Raw genomic sequence first — 16,043 nt, forward strand, 5'->3', positions numbered from 1 at the left:
GTTCGAGAATCTTGGGTTGGGAAGCTGAAGAGGTGGTCTATGCCCCGTGCTTTCTACGTCGCGCTGATTGGAAGATAGACGCGCCCGCCGGATTCCGCGAACTCCTTCGACTTCTCCTGCATACCGGCTTCGATCGCCTCTACACTGTCCAGTCCGTGCTGCTTCGCGTATTCGCGCACATCCTGGGAGATGCGCATCGAGCAGAACTTCGGTCCGCACATCGAACAGAAGTGCGCCGTCTTCGCGGGTTCCGCAGGCAGTGTCTCGTCGTGGAAATCGAGGGCGGTGTCCGGATCGAGGGCCAGTGCGAACTGGTCGTGCCACCGGAACTCGAATCGCGCGGTGGACAGGGCGTCGTCACGCTCCTGGGCGCGCGGATGCCCCTTGCCCAGGTCCGCTGCGTGGGCGGCGATCTTGTAGGTGATCACACCGATCTTCACGTCATCCCGGTTGGGTAGCCCGAGGTGTTCCTTCGGGGTGACGTAGCAGAGCATGGCGGTCCCTGCCTGCCCGATGATCGCGGCGCCGATCGCGGAGGTGATGTGATCGTAACCGGGTGCGATGTCCGTGGCGAGGGGGCCGAGCGTGTAGAACGGCGCTTCTTCACACCACTCTTCCTCCCACTCCACATTGATCGCGACCTTGTGCATGGGGACGTGTCCCGGACCCTCGATCATCACCTGGCACCCACGTTCCTTAGCGACCCTCGTCAGCTCACCCAGCGTGCGCAGCTCGGCGAGCTGTGCCTCATCGTTCGCGTCAGCGATGGAACCGGGGCGTAGTCCGTCGCCGAGGGAGAAGGTGACGTCGTATTTCGCGAGGATGTCGCACAACTCCACGAAGTGCGTGTACAGGAAGGATTCTTCGTGCCGGTTGAGGCACCAGGCCGCCATGATCGAACCACCACGGCTGACGATGCCGGTGACCCGGTTCGCGGCCAGCGGGACGTAGCGGAGCAGCACACCGGCGTGAACGGTCATGTAGTCCACGCCTTGCTCACACTGCTCGATCACGGTGTCCCGGTAGATCTCCCACGTCAGCTTCGTGGGATCACCCTTGACCTTCTCCAGGGCCTCGTAGATCGGGACGGTACCGACCGGCACGGGGGAGTTGCGCAAGATCCACTCGCGGGTCTCGTGGATGTCCCGCCCGGTGGACAGATCCATGATGGTGTCCGCGCCCCAGCGGGTCGCCCACACCATCTTTTCCACCTCTTCCGCGATGGACGAGGTCACGGCGGAGTTTCCCATGTTGGCGTTGACTTTCACCGCGAACTTCTTGCCGATGATCATCGGTTCGATCTCCGGGTGGTTGTGGTTCGCGCAGATCACCGCGCGACCTGCCGCGACCTCCTCGCGAACGGTCTCGGGGTCGAAGCCCTCGCGGTGGGCGATGAACGCCATCTCCGGGGTGACGATCCCGGCACGGGCCCACGCCAACTGGGTCCGCACCTTCAGCTCCGGGTGCTCATCAGAAGCAGGGACCGCATCGGGGTGCGGCCACGAGTCACGGATCTTTGCCAGCCCTTCCTTCAGATTCAGCTCCGGATCGGTGTGGGTGTAAATACCGGAGGTGTCGTACACGTCGAAATGGTCACCGTTGGTCAGGTTGATGCGTCGGGCGGGAACCCGCAGGGTGGTGCCCTGGAAGTCGACCTCGTTGTAGATCTTCTCGCTCCGGTAAATCGGCCCTGTGGTGACCTGCCCCTCGGTTGGAGGTGCGGTTTTCGGGTTTACTCTGGGCGTGCGTGAGCGCATGACTGTATTTCCTCTCCCTACGCCGGCATTATCCGGACAGGTTCGAAACGGTCGGCACCCCCGGTGATTCAGGTGCCCTCTCAGCGTGGTTGGGGCCACGCTCCCGTGGTTGACAGGTTGTGCGCACGAGTCTAACAAGCGTCAGGTGACATGGATCGGGTGTCGGGGACTGTGTCCCCCTGAGCGGGGTGGCCTTGTGTCCACCCTGCAGTCCGTTTTCGGGAAAGTCAGGGGTTGTCCGTCACGGGAGTCCACGCCTGCTCCTTCTGTGGCATGCCGAAGTAGCTGGCCATGCCGATGAACCCCGCCATGGAGGCACTGTTCATGCATGCCATTCTGTCCGCGTTCTCTTGCGCGGGGTCACCGTTTCCGATGGTCGCCCACGTCGGGGCGTCGGGAACTGGAGCACCGAACACGGATCCTGTCGTTATCAGCGTGGTGGAGGGACCGTCGCCGCCCGCAGATTCACTGACGATAATTTCCACCGGCCCGCCGGGAACAACGAGCTGACGCGTGTCCGGGTCCCAGAGTGCGAGGGCACTGTCTGGGATGGTGATGTCGACATCGACGGTTTCACCCGGTGCTATCTCGACCCTGCTGTAGCCGACGAGTTCGCGGATTCCGTCGCGTACCGCATATGCCTGGACGACGGTGGTGCCGTGGCGGTTCCCGGTGTTGGTGACTGTCGCGGTGACGGAATTTGGTCCGGTCGCGTGGACATCGTCCGTGGTAAAGGTGGTGTAACTCAGACCGTGGCCAAACCACCAGCGTGGTGTGATGGACTGCTGCTGATAGCCCCGGTACCCGACGCCGGTTCCCTCAGTGAACACACCTGAACCGAATGAGCTGGTGGTGGGCATCTGATCCTGGGACAGTGGCCAGGTCACCGGGAGGTGACCGGAGGGGTTGACGTCACCGAAGATGATGTCTGCGAGTGCATCGCCGTACTCCTGTCCGGGGTAGAACGCTGCGAGTACCGCCGGGATATTATCCCCGTATCCGTTGATGTCGACGGGTCCTCCCGTGTTGGTCACGAGGACGACTCGTTTGTTGGCCTCTAACGCGGTGCGGATGATGTTGCGCTGGTGCAATCCGAACCGGAAATCGGTGTTGTCGACGGATTCGGTGATGTGCCGGTGCATGACGACGATCACGAGGTCGGAGTTTGCGGCGAGTTTCCGTACGGTGGGCAGGTAGTTGCCGTCGGTGTAGTGCACCTCGGTGCTGGTGCCCAGGGCACGGGAGTAGAGCCCCTCGAAGGGAGTGACGATGTCGTCGGCGATGACGTGGCCGGAGCCACCTCCTGACCCGAGTGCGTCCCGACCCGCACCGGAGCCGATGAGCCCGATGGTGTGGACGGAGTCGTCGACGGGGAGCACGGGGTGTTCGCCTGAGTTCGTGAGAACGGTGTCATTGCGTAGCAGGACCAGTGATTTCGCCGCGATGTCCCGGGCGAGTGCCCGGTGTTCCGGTCCTGTCACCACGGTGTCCTGCGTGCCGGTGGGCGGGGAGTCCACGATGCCGGAACGGAACATCTCGGATATGACGTTGTGCACCATCGTGTTGACGCGAGTATCGGACACCGCGCCCGAGTCCACGGTGGACCACAGGTGATCGGAATAGAAGCACGAGTCAGGCATCTGCATGTCGAGCCCGGCGTTCGCGGAGGCGACGGTGTTGTGCTGGCCGTACCAGTCACTCACCGTGAAGCCGTTGAAGCCATACTGACCGCGCAGCACTTGATTCATCAGGTAGGAGTTGTTGCAGTTCTTCGTTCCGTTGAGTTGGGAGTAGCTGCACATGACCGAGGAGACGCCGGCATCCGCAACCCTGCCGAAGGGTTTTAGGTAGATCTCCTGGAGGGTTCTCTCATCGACGGTGACGTCACTGGCGTTGGTGTTGCGGCCGTTCTCGCGGGTGTAGGCGCCGAGGTGTTTGGCGACCCCCATAATCCCGGCAGAGCGGGTACCGGTTACCTCCGCCGCCCCGAGATCGCCGACGAGGAGGGGATCCTCGCCGGGGGACTCGAAGAAACGGCCCCACCTGGGGTCACGGGCGATGTCGATGGCGGGACCGGCGACCGCGTTGGCACCCTTGCCGCGTGCCTCGGTTGCGATGGCTGCCGCATATTTCTGTGCGAGCTCGGGTGAGAAGGTCGCACCGAGATTGAGATGGGAGGGAAACTGGGTGACCCCCGATGCGCCATTGCCGATTCCGGCGGGACCGTCGGTGAACTTCACCGGTGGCAGGCAGAGACGTTCGACCCCGTAGGTACGACCGGCGAACTCCGGACCCCACCCCTGAAGGTAGGCGGCCATGCCGGTGAGGACGGCGGATTTCTCCTCCCGCGTCATCTCCGCAATCACCCTGTCCGCACGTTCCTCGGGCTCGACGGATGGGTCTAGCCACGGGGAACAGTCCACGGGCGCTGTTCCCGTGGAGTTCTGGGCTACTGCGGGGGTGGTCCCGAGAAGGACAGCCGTGGTGGCCAGCAATGCGGCCGTCGTACGGGTGGGAAGGCGGTGTGGGATGATGCGCATGTGGTCTCCTCAAAAGGGGAGCGGAACAGGTAGCACATAGTGTGCATGAAAACCGTTGCGGCTGGTGGGGAATCGGGGATGAGCAGTACATTTCCGTTGATTTGGGGAAAAATGGAAGCGCTCCTGTGCTCCGACTGTCTGCGCCGTACAGCGTTAGACTGTCGCGGTGTTGAATCGTGTGACAGACGGGAAGAAGTGTGATGGCATGAGGCGTGGTGCACCGGGAGGTCCGGAACTTGGTGCAGGGCTACTTGCAGCCCTTGCACTGATGATCTCGGCGGGGCCCTTCGCCATCGACATGTACTTACCTGCCCTGCCGACGTTGCGGGATGATCTCGGTGCGACAACGGTCTGGGCGCAGTTCACACTGATGACCTTCATGGTCGGCATGGCGGTGGGACAACTGGTCATCGGCCCCTTGTCTGATGTGACGGGTCGGCGTCCTCCACTCATCGTGGCGACGGTGCTTTCCGTTGTGTGCGCCGTCGCTTCTGCACTCGCCCCGTCGGTCTTTGTTCTCGTGGCAGTACGTGCGGTGATGGGGCTGGCGAATGGGGCGTGTGTCGTACTGGCCCGGGCCATTGTCGCGGATTTGGCTGAGGGGCGGCGGGCGGCGCAGGCGTACTCGCTACTCATGGCGATGATGGGGATTGCGCCCGTCATCGCCCCGTTGATGGGGGGCCTCCTGGTGGAACCGATCGGGTGGCGTGGCCTGTTCTGGATTCTCGCGGTCGTCGCCGGTGTCCAGGTCATCGTCGCGTTACTGGTCGTCGGGGAGTCGAAGCCCCGGAGACCTGGGGGTGGCGGTTGGGCAACGTTTACTGTTGGTGTCCGAGTGGTCTCATCGAACCGGCTGTTCACCGCCTACACCGTGAGTTTCGCGGCGGCTGCCGGTGTGCTCTTCGGCTATATCGCCGCTGGCCCGCTCGTGTTCATCGACCACTTCGGGATGAGTCCGCGACTGTATTCGATCGTGTTTGCGGTGAACTCCGTTGCGCTCGTCACCGGTTCCCTGGTGAACTCCCGTTTGGTTCGCAGATTCGAACCCGCGTCAGTGCTCCGGGTGGCAGGGGGTGTGGTTCTTGCCTGCGGACTGGTGTTGCTTGGTGACGCGCTGTTGTTTGGTGGGCATCTTCCGGTGGTGTTGGGCACCCTGTTCATTGCGTTGGGGCACATGCCCGGGATCTTCGGTAACGCGACGGCCTTGGGTGTGTCTGCTGTCCGTTCCCACGCGGGACTCGGGTCAGCGGTGATGGGTTTTTGCCAGTTCCTCGTTGCCGGTGCGGTGAGTCCGCTCGTCGGACTCGGCGGCAGACCCGTGGTGGCGCTGGGAATCGTGGTGGCGGTGAGCGTCGGGCTGTCGTTGTGCGGGGCGCTTGTTGCGGGTCGCCTGACGCGGATAGTCACTGCAGAGCCGCGGTGAGCCGCATCGCGTTGTCCAGGTAGCGTTTCCCGAGTCCGCGCCGGGACCATTGTTCATAAGTCAGTTCCGTGCACCGTCCGAGGTACACGTCCGCGAGATCGCTGAGTTTCTGGGCGATCTCCCCGGCCGTGACCATCAGGGTGACCTCATAGTTGAGGCCGAAACTGCGCATGTCCATGTTGGATGATCCGAGAACTCCGATGGTGTCGCCCTGTGGGTCGGCGAGGGCGAATTTGCTGTGCAGGATCATCGGGGCCGGGTACCGGTGGATGTGGACCCCCGCCTCGATGAGCATCTTGTAGTAGCTGGCCTGGGCGTGCCCCACCATGAATTGATCGGAGACCTCGTTGACCAGCAGATCGACCCGGACGCCCCGGTAGCAGGCGGTGAGGATCGCCTCCATGAGGGAGTCATCCGGGATGAAGTACGGGCTGCACAGGATCAGATGTTCTTTGGCGTGGTGCACCATCGAGTTGAACAGCCGGAGGTTGGGTTCGGTGACGTACCCGGGGCCTGAAGGCACGAGTTGGACGATCTCAGTGCCCGCCGCTGGTCCGGTGTCCGAGGTCTGCGGGAGTTCGAGGACCGTCCCGGTTTCCTGGTACCAGTCGACGGCGAAGATCATCTCCATCGCCTCAACGACGGGGCCGGACAGTTGAATCATGAGATCCACCCATTCTCGGCCGGAGCGGTGGTTCCTGCGGGAGAGGTATCCGGGTTCGATCATGTTCTGCGAGCCGATGAACCCCGTTCGTCCGTCGATGATGAGGAGTTTGCGGTGGTTGCGGAGGTCCGGGCGGCGGAACCTCCAGTGGAAGGGTTTCAGGGGCATGGTCAGATGCCAGTCGATGCCTGCTTCGGTGAGTTTTCCGCCGAGTTTCCGGTACCCGGGGTACTTCCAGCTCCCGACCTGGTCGAAAAGGAGACGGACATCGACGCCACGATCGACGGCGCGTTGACATGCGCGGAAAAAAACATCCGTGGTGTCATCCCAGGCGATGATGTAGATCTGGGCGTGGACCGTGCACTCGGCGGCGTCGACAGCCGCGGCCATCGCAGTGATGGACTCCCGGTAATCGGAGTAGAGACCGTGGAACCGGGAGTGCACCGCGGGTAGATCCGTGAGCCTGTCGTTGAGACGCATCACCGAGGCCACTTCGTCAGAGAGCTCCGCGCCTTCGGGAAGAGTGGGGGCCTCCGTGAGCGTTGAACCCACCATCGCCTGTGCCTCCATCTGGATGCGGTGCCTGCGACGGTTGATGTAGGGGCTTCCCATCATCAGGAACAGTGGAAGCCCGATGACCGGTACGAAGAGGATTGCCAGCAGCCAGGCGGAGGAGGAACTGGGTTTCCGGTCCTGTGCGACGGTTCCCACCGCAATGATCTTGACGGCATAGTCGAGCAGGAGTCCTGCGGACTGCCACCACTCCAGCGAAGTCAGGTAGCCGAGTACATTGGGCATCCTGTCTAATCCCCGTTGACCGTGTAGTCGACGATCACGGGGGCATGGTCCGAGGCCCCGTCACCGGCGCGCTCGTCCCGGTCGATGAATGCCGCTCGGGCACTGTGCGCCAGGGGGTGACTGGCCAGGTGGAAGTCGATGCGCATACCTTCGTTGCGCCCGAACCGCATCGCCTTGTAGTCCCAGTAGGTGTATTCGCCGGGGGTGAACTGTCGCGTGGTCTCCGTCAGACCGGCTTCGGTGAGCTGCTGGAAGAAAGCCCGCTCTGGCTCGGTGACGTGGGTTTTGCCGTCGAAGAAGCGGCGGTCCCATACGTCGCCGTCGGTGGGTGCGATGTTGAAGTCCCCCGTGCACAACAGCTTCATCTCGGGGTCATCGGTCAGGGCCTCCCGAACGTGAACTGCCAGGGCATCGAGCCACCGCAGTTTGTACTCGTAGTGGCGGTCAGCGATTTCCCGGCCGTTGGGGACGTACAAACTCCACACCCGAACTCCACCGCATGTCGCGCCGACGGCACGTGCCTCGATCACCTGGTCGGCGGTAGCGTCCTTCGCGAACCCGGGTTGACCGGGAAAATGATCGGTGACATCCGTCAAGCCGACTCTGGAAAGCAGAGCAACTCCGTTCCACTGGCTGTACCCCACATGCGCCACCTCGTAACCGACCTGTTCGAACGGTAGGTAGGGGAACTGGTCGTCCCGGCACTTCGTCTCCTGGACCGCCAGGACGTCCACATCGTGGCGGATCAGAAAATCGACCATGCGGTCGGCCCGGGTACGAACCGAATTGACGTTGAACGTGGCAATGCGCATACCTAGAGAGATTAGCCGTCAACGACTTTTCCGGGAACCTGGTGAAGTGCCGACACGTTCATCAGGTGAGAGAGGTGAACGGCACGATGACTTTTCCTGACGGTACGTATCCGGGTCGGCCCGATGACGGCCCCCGGAATCGGATGAAGAACCTGGTCCCGGGTGCGCTGTACCGTGCGCAGTGCATGCGAACCGTGATCGCTACCCCCTTCACCGCACCCGTCGAACATGATCAGGTGGAGTGCTTCAGCGCCTTCGCCCCGGGGCTGAAAACCGGTCGCCGGGACCTGCTCAATGCTCCGGTCCGATTACGGGTCGCGGCGCTCGCGTTGGATGCCGCGATTTTTTCGACGCTCTACCTGGTTCTCACCGTCAGCGTCGCCATTGCCACCGGCAACTGGATCTGGTACCTCGCACTTCTGGCCGGGCCACTGCCGTTCTGGCTCTGGCAAGTCATCGGGGACGTGAATGGCGGCGGTCCGGGGAAACGACTGCTTGGTCTTCGGGTTGCGGGGCCCGCAGACTGTCCGGTCACGATGAGTCAGGCGGCGCGCCGCAACCTGTGGCTGTTTATCCCGGCGATTCCCGTCGTAGGGCCGGTCGCGGCGCTCGCGGTTGGCATGTGGCTGGCCGGGTCAGCGAAACTCGACGCCTACGGAATGGGGCCGCACGACCGTTCCTCCCGGACCCGCGTCATCATCCGGAGGTGAGCTCCGGATCGAGTTCAGCGTAGCGATGCCGGTGATGTTCGACGAAGCCCAATTTGTCATAGAGCCTGATCCCGGCGGTGTTGGCTGCCAACACTTGCAGGTACGCCATGTCGCCTCCGTTCTCCGCGCCCCAGTGCAGCATCGCTATGCCGAGCTGTGTTCCAAGGCCCCGGCGGCGGTGGTCGGCGGCAACCTCGACGGCGGAGTAGCCAAGCCAGGTACGACCATCCCCGGATGAGGTGATCGTGCCCCTGGTGATTGCAACGGTCCGACCGGTGACATCCAAAAGCCGACCGAATCCCATCCGGCCGTCGATGCGCGTGCGCAGGAGATTAAGTGCGTGTTCGGGGAGTGGGCGCCCCCGGAAGTGGTAGAGCGTCAGCCACTCGTCGTCGGGTTGTTCGTCCACACGGTGTGCGACTCCGTCCGGCAAGTCCAGGGAAGGAAGATCGTTCAGTGGTCGGGTCATCACGACGATCTCCGGGCCCGTCCGCCACGCTGGACCAGCACATGCGATGCGCGCGGGGTTCCCGATCCGGTCAGGTATCAGGACCCTCACCGGAAGGTCGTGCTCCGCATAGAAGGCCTCAATTTCCGCGAGTGGAACTTCACTCAATCCGGCAGACCTGCCCAAAGGTGCCGCAGAGTTGGAACGCTCGGTGATGCCGTCGCCCGCACGCAGTAACCACTGGCCAGACCAGCGGTGCTCAATCCCCGGGAAAGCGGCGGCGGTCGCGGTCTCCACCGCGCGGATGTCACTGTTGCGTACCCGCCGGGGTGGGAGCACTTTGCAGACCTGGACCAACTCGTCCGGGATGGTCACCGTCGGAGCATCGGAGGGAAGACCACCGACCGACTGGGGGCGCACAACCAGCGGATCGAGGGACACCACGTGCCCGATGACATCGGTGAGATGGCCCGGGGTATCCGGGAGATGGCGGCGGACGATCACACGATCGCCCGGCCGCGGGGCACGTTGTGGCACGGCTAGTCCGTGGTCCTGCGCAGTGCCGGGGGGACGTCCGCGTCGACGGTGTCGTCCCGGTCGTGGCTATCGTGTCCGAACGGATCGGCATCTGCTCCGGGCATCCAGGTCAGCCCGGCTTCGGTCCACCCGTTGCGCTTGATGGTCTTCTTCGCGGCGCGACGGTGCCGGCCGATGAGGGTGTCGGTGTAGAGGAAACCGTCGAGATGGCCGACCTCGTGCTGGAGGCAGCGAGCGAAGAGTCCGTAACCCTCGATGCTGATTTCGTTGCCCTCGGCGTCGGTTCCGGTGACTCGTGCCCAGTCGGCTCGTCCGGTGGGGAAGGTTTCTCCGGGGACGGAGAGGCACCCCTCGTCATCGTCGCCGTTGTCACGGGGCATGGACTGGGGTATCTCGGAGGTTTCGAGTACCGGGTTGATCACGCAACCACGCCGGATGGGGCCACCGTTGGCATCGATGTCAGCCTGGGGCTTCTCGGAGCCCTCGGGGCCTTCGATATCGGGGCAGTTGTAGACGAAGAGCCTTTTACCGACGCCGATCTGGTTGGCTGCGAGACCGACGCCGTGGGCGACGTCCATGGTCTCGTACATGTCGCGGATGAGTTCCTGGAGTTCGGCGGGCGACTCGGTGACGGGTGCAGTCGGGTTATGCAGCACCGGGTCACCGTGGATAACGATGGGTCGGACAGTCATACCCGGGAGTTTAGTTCACCTCTAGACTGGAGCCATGCCCGCCTCCACACAGTTGTCCGAGTTCGATGCCCGGTTGCTGGCGTTCGCGGAGAATGCACCCCGTTCCCCCGGGGCCAGGGAAGAAGCCATCGCCCGAACATTGGGGATAAGCGCTGTGCGTTATTACCAGCGTCTCAACCTGCTTCTCGACGAACCGGCGGCCGCTGCGGCCCATCCGACACTCGTTGCGAGGCTGCGGCGGATACGCGACCAGCGAGCCGAATCACGTAAGAGGATCAAAAGCAGCTAAGATAACTCCTTGTGTCCCCCAACAAACACAGTGACGCCCCCGAAGGTTCCGACGTCCCCGAAGGCCGCCCCGATGAAGCTGTCAGGCATGTGCCTGTTGGGGAGCCCAGATCCCTGCCGCTGAGGGGATTCGCGATGATTCTCGCGGCGGTTGCCGTACTGCTCGCGGCGTGGGCATTATTCGTCGGGCTTCGCGGTGATGACTCCGATACCACCCCTGCCGTGGCAGGAAACACGAGTTCCACCGCACCGACCAGTAACGCAGCGCGCGCAGAGGCCCCCGCTGCCTCCACCGCAGAGGAGGAGACACAGAAGGAGCGGGAAGAAGTGACCTCTGGGTCGCCGAGTCCCGAGCCTGAAGTCACACCGACAGCGGAGATCCCGGTTCAACCACAGCCGAATTCTCAACCCGCTCCTGCCCCCGCCGGTGATCCCCGGACGGTGGCTGTGCACGCCCTGAACAATTCCACGGTCCAGGGGCTGGCTAACCGTGCCGCCGACAGACTCACCGGACAGGGCTGGACAGTCGGGGAGGTGGGTAACCTCGCGGAGGCGTACCTGCCCGCGTCGGCCGTCTACTACAACCCAGGAAACCCCACAGAAGAAGCGGCGGCCCGTGAGGTCGGTACCGCCCTCGGTATTCCCGCGAAGGTACGTACTCCGGAGCTCGCGACCGCTCCCACCGGTGGAGTTGTCGTGGTTCTCACGGGTGACGTCACCTTCTGACACGGCACTCCTCTTCTTCCGTTCCGTCCCACTAGGAGCCGATATGGCTGATCACATGAACTTCAACCGTTCCCCGGAACCGACTCTCGGTGTGGAATGGGAGATCGGGCTCATCGACCCCGACACCCGCGACCTCACGCCGCGTTCATCCGACATGATCGAGCTCATGTCGAAGAAGCGCCCCGATCTGCAGGTGGAACCTGAGTTCCTGAAGAATACCGTCGAGATGGTCACCGGTGTCTGTCACACCGTGCCCGAGGCCGTCGCCGAGCTCGGTTCCGGTCTTGATTCCCTCCACGAGTCGGCTGGTGAGCTGGGGGTCCGACTGTGGTCCGCCGGGTCGCACCCGTTCTCGGACTGGCGGGACCAGGAGGTCTCGGACAAGAGCCCGTACACTGAGATCATCCGTAGGACGAAGTTCTGGGGTCGGCAGATGCTGATCTGGGGCCTGCACGTCCACGTGGGAGTCAGCCATGAGGCCAAGGTCTGGCCCATCATCAACGCCCTGATGACGAACTATCCGCACCTGCTCGCCCTGAGCGCCGCTTCTCCCGGATGGAACGGATTGGACACCGGTTACGCATCGAACCGTACGATGCTCTACCAGCAACTTCCCACCGCAGGTGCGCCCTATGGGTTCAACACCTGGAGCCAGTGGACCGAGTATCTGCGGCAGCAGGAAAAGTCCGGGGTGATTGACCACACCGGTTCCATGCACTTCGATATCCGTCCTTCCGCCAAGTGGGGCACCATCGAGATTCGTGTCTCGGATGCACCCAGCAACCTTCGGGAACTCGCGGCGCTCACTGCGCTCACTCACTGCCTCGTCGTGTACTACGACCGGGCCTTCGAAGCGGGCGAAACCTTGCCGTCCCTGCAGCCCTGGCACATCCGGGAGAACAAATGGCGTGCTGCCCGACACGGTCTTGAGGCGGACATCATCTGCTCACGGAATACCGACAAGGTGAGTGTCGCAGACGACATTGTCCGCATCGTCACGGTGCTGGAACCCCTCGCGGAGGAACTCGGCTGTGCCGAGGAACTTGCGATAGTGCACGAGATCATCGACAGGGGTGCGTCGTACCGGCGTCAGCGTGAGCTGTACGAGCGGACGGGTGACTGGCGTGACGTCGTCGATTTGATCTGTGATGAGATGGAGCGCGGTCGGCCCTGATCCGTCGACACTGCACGGTGTATCGCTGAAAGGCACCCGCCCTGAAGAGGTGGGTGCCTTTTCGGATGCACCGGGTCTCGTGTTCTCGTGTTCTTCAGGGGGAAGAGCTGTTACGGGTGTCGTCCCTGGATAAGGCCTCCGGGTCGTACAGCTTTTCCTTTCTGGCCAGGCGGCCCAGGCGCTGTCCGATCACAGGGGCGGTGATCAGGGTGAAGGCGATGATGAGAATGAGAACCCCGAGGTCTCCTGCCGCTCCGGCGTCGAGGTTCCGGGAGCCGCTGACTCTCAGAAGCGCCCCGCTCACCGCCAGGATCAGTCCGAGTGTCTGGGGTTTTGTCACCGCGTGCAGTCGTGTCAGGGTGTCCCGGAAACGGGCGAGACCGATCGCTGCAGACAAGGCGAGGAGTGATCCGAGGAACAGGAGGATCAGGGACAGGACATCGAGGATCAGCGTGGTCATTGGGCGCCATCCCGTTTCCGGAAACGGGTGACCGCCACGGTGGAGATGAAGCCGAGCAGTGCCACGACGATCATCGAGTTGGTCACGGTCGTGTCGAGGGTGCGGCAGATGTAGACGGCTAGGGTGCACTGGATCATCGCCACCACCGCATCCAGACTCAGGAGTCGGTCGAGCGAGTTTGGCCCGACGAGCATCCGCCACCCCGTCACGATGAAAGCCACCGCCAGCAGGGAGGCGGGGATGAGGAGGAGCGTGTTGTAGAGGGACGGGTCCATCAGCCGTTCCTTTCGAAGATGTGGATGAGACGGCGTTCGAGTTGAGCGATCCGTCGGATCTCGCGTTCGACCACACCTGTGGATGATCCGTCGATCAGGTGCATGGTCAGCTTTCGGTCGGCGATGTCGAGATCGGTGACCGTACCCCCGGGTTGCAGATTGAGCAGGGTCACGGCGAAGGAGAACACCAGATCCTCCTGCACCCGCATCGGTACGATGATGATGGCCCCCGGGGGAACAGGTGCGGGCCGTAACGCGATCACGGCGACCTTCACCGAGCTGGCGACCAGGTCGATGCTGAAGCGTCCAGCCAGGCGCAGGAGAGCCGGCCAGCGGACTCCCGTTCCCGATCCCGGCATGGATGGGAGGGGAAGGAGCAGGGTTACCGCCACTCCGATTCCCAAACCCGCGAGAAGGTTACCTGCGGAGAACTCCCCCCACAGCAGCGCCCACATGAAGGTCAGCCACAGCACGGCCTGCGGGCGGAAGCGGCGGCGGACTCCAGCGATCATCGTTGTTCTCCCTCGCTCGGGGCTGCGGCGGCATCCTCCGGGCTACGGCGGGCGTCGATACCGTCGTTGATACGGTCTCGGTTGCCCGGTGCGAACGGTCCGGACTGACCGGGTACGAGTGTACGGCCGGGGTTGAGATAACCGGGGCCGAGAACGGCGCGGCGGTAGACGGCGACGTCCTGCGCGGATTCCGCGGAGCGGCCCGTCACTGCCGAAATCGGCCCAGCGAGGATGCTCACGGCGAGGGACGCGATGACCAGGAGTGCGGTCGGCACGACCATTCCGGCGGGCATTCTGCCGACGTCGGGGCGTTCCGACAGCTCTATTTCACGGCGTGTGCCACCGAGTGGTCCCGTGGCTGCTAAAGCAGTTGCTCCGTCGGGGGCGTCGGAGCGGTCCCGCCAGAATGCCTTCGACCACACGACCGTCATCGTGTACAGCGTCAGGAGCGAGGTGACAACGGCTCCCGCGACCAGTACCCATGCCATCGCCCCACCGTGTCCGGCTGCGGCCTCCACGAGAATGAGCTTCCCGAGGAAACCGGAGAATGGTGGGATACCGCCGAGGTTGAGGGCCGGAATGAGGTAGAGGACCGCGAGTAGGGGGGAAACGTAGGCGAGCGAACCGAGTCGGCGGAGTGATGACGAACCGGCCTGGCGTTCGATGAGACCGACCACGAGAAACAGTGCGGTCTGCACGAGAATGTGGTGCACGGTGTAGAAGATCGCTCCGGAGAGCCCCGTTGCGGTTCCGAGAGCGACCCCCATGATCATGTACCCGATGTGGCTGACCAAGGTGAACGACAGGAGACGTTTGATGTCGTTCTGGGCCATCGCACCGAGGATGCCGACCAGCATCGTCAGCAGCGCCGCCCACATCAGCACGCCGTCGAGACGCCCGTCGGTGAACACCACGGAACGCACACGGATGATCGAGTAGACACCAACTTTGGTGAGCAGACCGGCGAAGACGGCGGTAACGAGGGCGGGGGCGGTCGGATAGGAGTCCGGGAGCCATGAGTACAGCGGGAACACCGCAGCCTTGATACCGAAGGCGACGAGCAGCACCGCGAAGATGGCCGCCCGGGTGCCTTCGGGAACCTGCTCCATCCGAACCGAGACCTGTGCCATGTTCATGGTTCCCACCGCCGCGTAGATGAGGGCGAGGGCGACGAGGAACACGAAGGAAGAGAGCATTGAAACCATCACGTAGCTCACACCGGCCCGGACTCGGGCTGGGGAAGCGCCGATGGTCAAAAGGACGTAGCTGGCGACGAGAAGAACCTCGAAACCGACATAGAGGTTGAACAGGTCACCGGCGAGGAAAGCCATGTTCACACCCATGGTGAGCAGCAGGTATGCAGGAAGGAACACCCCCACGGGTTCATCCTCTGTTCCGTCACGCACACCCTGACCGATGGCGTAGCGGAGAACGGAGAACAGTACCAGCGAGGACACCGCGAGCAGTAGTGCGGAGAGCCGGTCCGCGACGAGGGTGATGCCCACCGGGGCATCCCAGCCACCGATCTGGAGAGTCTGGATGCCCACCCTGTCGACGAGGGCGACGAGCACGGTACACAGAACGATCAGAACGGTCAGCGCGGTCGCGGTCACCGCACGCTGGATCCGAGGGTGCCGCCCCGCAAGGAGGCATACCGCAGCGGCCACCGCGGGGATGATCACCGGGAGCGGGACGAGATGGGGGATGAGGATGTCCGTGGACAGCGCTTCAGGGAAGCCCATCAGTTGTCCTCCTTCACGGGACGTTCGAAGCTCTCGGGGCCGAAATCGTCCCCGTGGCCTGTTGCCCGCCCGGTCTCGGGATCTGCGGAAGCGTCGTGGTCGGGTGCCGCCGAGGCGGTATCGGGTCGGTGGGCGATCGCGGTGTCCTCGGTATCGTCGCCGATGAGGTCGGCGGTGCGGTAGCGGTACTGGCGGAAGGCGAGAGCCAGGATGAATGCAGTCATGGCCATGGAAATGACGATGGCGGTGAGGATCATCCCCTGGGCGAGGGGATCGGCGTCGGTGCCCGTCAACGTGGACTCACGCCCGGCGATCGGTGGTGCGCCCGCGCCACCACCCGAGGTCAGCATGAGCAGGTTTGCCCCGTTTCCGAGGAGGATCAGGCCGAGCAGCATCTTTGTCATGGCCCGTTCGAGGAGGAGGTACACTCCGCAGGAGATGAGAACCCCGCACGCGATGAGCAGGAAGAGATTCGCGACCATACT

General features: G+C 63.4%; 16 protein-coding genes and 1 riboswitch. Of the genes, 5 read left to right on the forward strand and 11 right to left on the reverse strand.

Going from position 1 to position 16,043, the window contains the following annotated elements; genetic code table 11:
• Positions 1–53: 53 nt before the first annotated feature.
• Together thiC and QWU44_RS09995 are read right to left on the reverse strand one after the other, a co-directional pair.
• Positions 54–1,757 (reverse strand): phosphomethylpyrimidine synthase ThiC, encoded by a 1,704-nt coding sequence (gene thiC / locus QWU44_RS09990; RefSeq protein ID WP_198736803.1) that lies wholly within the window; start codon positions 1,755–1,757, stop codon positions 54–56.
• Positions 1,755–1,875: riboswitch (TPP riboswitch) on the reverse strand. (Overlaps the previous gene by 3 nt.)
• A 109-nt stretch (positions 1,876–1,984) precedes the next feature.
• Positions 1,985–4,297, reverse strand: coding sequence for a beta-glucosidase (locus tag QWU44_RS09995; RefSeq protein ID WP_370915536.1), 2,313 nt, complete (start codon positions 4,295–4,297; stop codon positions 1,985–1,987).
• Between the two features lie 166 nt (positions 4,298–4,463).
• On the opposite strand from QWU44_RS09995, the gene QWU44_RS10000 reads away from it, so the two are divergent.
• Positions 4,464–5,720 (forward strand): multidrug effflux MFS transporter, encoded by a 1,257-nt coding sequence (locus QWU44_RS10000; RefSeq protein ID WP_370915537.1) that lies wholly within the window; start codon positions 4,464–4,466, stop codon positions 5,718–5,720.
• Here QWU44_RS10000 and QWU44_RS10005 read toward each other — a convergent pair.
• Positions 5,701–7,182, reverse strand: coding sequence for a phospholipase D-like domain-containing protein (locus QWU44_RS10005; RefSeq protein ID WP_370915538.1), 1,482 nt, complete (start codon positions 7,180–7,182; stop codon positions 5,701–5,703). The genes QWU44_RS10000 and QWU44_RS10005 overlap by 20 nt on opposite strands.
• Before the next feature lie 5 nt (positions 7,183–7,187).
• The gene (locus tag QWU44_RS10010; RefSeq protein WP_370915539.1) at positions 7,188–7,994 is read right to left on the reverse strand and encodes an exodeoxyribonuclease III; all 807 of its coding nucleotides are present in this window, start codon (positions 7,992–7,994) and stop codon (positions 7,188–7,190) included.
• A gap of 86 nt (positions 7,995–8,080) precedes the next feature.
• Between QWU44_RS10010 and QWU44_RS10015 the strand changes: the two genes are divergently transcribed.
• Entirely contained in the window at positions 8,081–8,704 is a 624-nt protein-coding gene (locus QWU44_RS10015) for an RDD family protein (RefSeq protein WP_370915540.1), read from the forward strand.
• On the opposite strand, the gene QWU44_RS10020 is transcribed toward QWU44_RS10015, so the two are convergent.
• Positions 8,691–9,689: a GNAT family N-acetyltransferase gene (locus QWU44_RS10020; RefSeq protein ID WP_370915541.1), complete on the reverse strand. Its 999-nt coding sequence runs from the start codon at positions 9,687–9,689 to the stop codon at positions 8,691–8,693. The two genes, QWU44_RS10015 and QWU44_RS10020, sit on opposite strands and share 14 nt — an antisense overlap.
• A 2-nt stretch (positions 9,690–9,691) precedes the next feature.
• Positions 9,692–10,381, reverse strand: a complete 690-nt coding sequence (locus QWU44_RS10025) for a peptide deformylase (RefSeq protein WP_370915542.1) — start codon at positions 10,379–10,381, stop codon at positions 9,692–9,694.
• Positions 10,382–10,415: 34 nt separating this feature from the next.
• On the opposite strand from QWU44_RS10025, the gene QWU44_RS10030 reads away from it, so the two are divergent.
• Genes QWU44_RS10030 through QWU44_RS10040 form a run of 3 tightly spaced genes read left to right on the forward strand, consistent with a single transcriptional unit; the run spans position 10,416 to position 12,569 of the window.
• Positions 10,416–10,670: a DUF3263 domain-containing protein gene (locus QWU44_RS10030; protein ID WP_370915543.1), complete on the forward strand. Its 255-nt coding sequence runs from the start codon at positions 10,416–10,418 to the stop codon at positions 10,668–10,670.
• A gap of 11 nt (positions 10,671–10,681) precedes the next feature.
• Positions 10,682–11,395, forward strand: coding sequence for a LytR C-terminal domain-containing protein (locus tag QWU44_RS10035; protein WP_370915544.1), 714 nt, complete (start codon positions 10,682–10,684; stop codon positions 11,393–11,395).
• 43 nt (positions 11,396–11,438) lie between these two features.
• Positions 11,439–12,569: a glutamate--cysteine ligase gene (locus tag QWU44_RS10040; RefSeq protein WP_370915545.1), complete on the forward strand. Its 1,131-nt coding sequence runs from the start codon at positions 11,439–11,441 to the stop codon at positions 12,567–12,569.
• A gap of 94 nt (positions 12,570–12,663) precedes the next feature.
• Here QWU44_RS10040 and QWU44_RS10045 read toward each other — a convergent pair whose 3' ends face one another.
• From QWU44_RS10045 to QWU44_RS10065, 5 genes are read right to left on the reverse strand one after another with little or no spacing between them, the layout of a single operon-like run.
• Positions 12,664–13,029 carry a monovalent cation/H(+) antiporter subunit G gene (locus QWU44_RS10045; protein WP_370915546.1) on the reverse strand — a complete coding sequence of 122 codons (366 nt, stop codon included), beginning with the start codon at positions 13,027–13,029 and terminating at the stop codon, positions 12,664–12,666.
• Positions 13,026–13,304 carry a monovalent cation/H+ antiporter complex subunit F gene (locus QWU44_RS10050; protein WP_370915547.1) on the reverse strand — a complete coding sequence of 93 codons (279 nt, stop codon included), beginning with the start codon at positions 13,302–13,304 and terminating at the stop codon, positions 13,026–13,028. The genes QWU44_RS10045 and QWU44_RS10050 overlap by 4 nt, the downstream gene beginning before the upstream one ends.
• Complete coding sequence (locus QWU44_RS10055; protein WP_370915548.1) at positions 13,304–13,816, reverse strand: Na+/H+ antiporter subunit E; 513 nt, start codon at positions 13,814–13,816, stop codon at positions 13,304–13,306. Before QWU44_RS10055 ends, QWU44_RS10050 begins: the two co-directional genes overlap by 1 nt.
• Positions 13,813–15,558, reverse strand: a complete 1,746-nt coding sequence (locus tag QWU44_RS10060; protein WP_370915549.1) for a Na+/H+ antiporter subunit D — start codon at positions 15,556–15,558, stop codon at positions 13,813–13,815. Before QWU44_RS10060 ends, QWU44_RS10055 begins: the two co-directional genes overlap by 4 nt.
• Entirely contained in the window at positions 15,558–16,040 is a 483-nt protein-coding gene (locus tag QWU44_RS10065) for a Na(+)/H(+) antiporter subunit C (protein WP_370915550.1), read from the reverse strand. The genes QWU44_RS10060 and QWU44_RS10065 overlap by 1 nt, the downstream gene beginning before the upstream one ends.
• Positions 16,041–16,043: the final 3 nt, after the last annotated feature.

Source organism: Corynebacterium sp. CCM 9203, from assembly GCF_041357675.1.
Taxonomy (GTDB): domain Bacteria; phylum Actinomycetota; class Actinomycetes; order Mycobacteriales; family Mycobacteriaceae; genus Corynebacterium.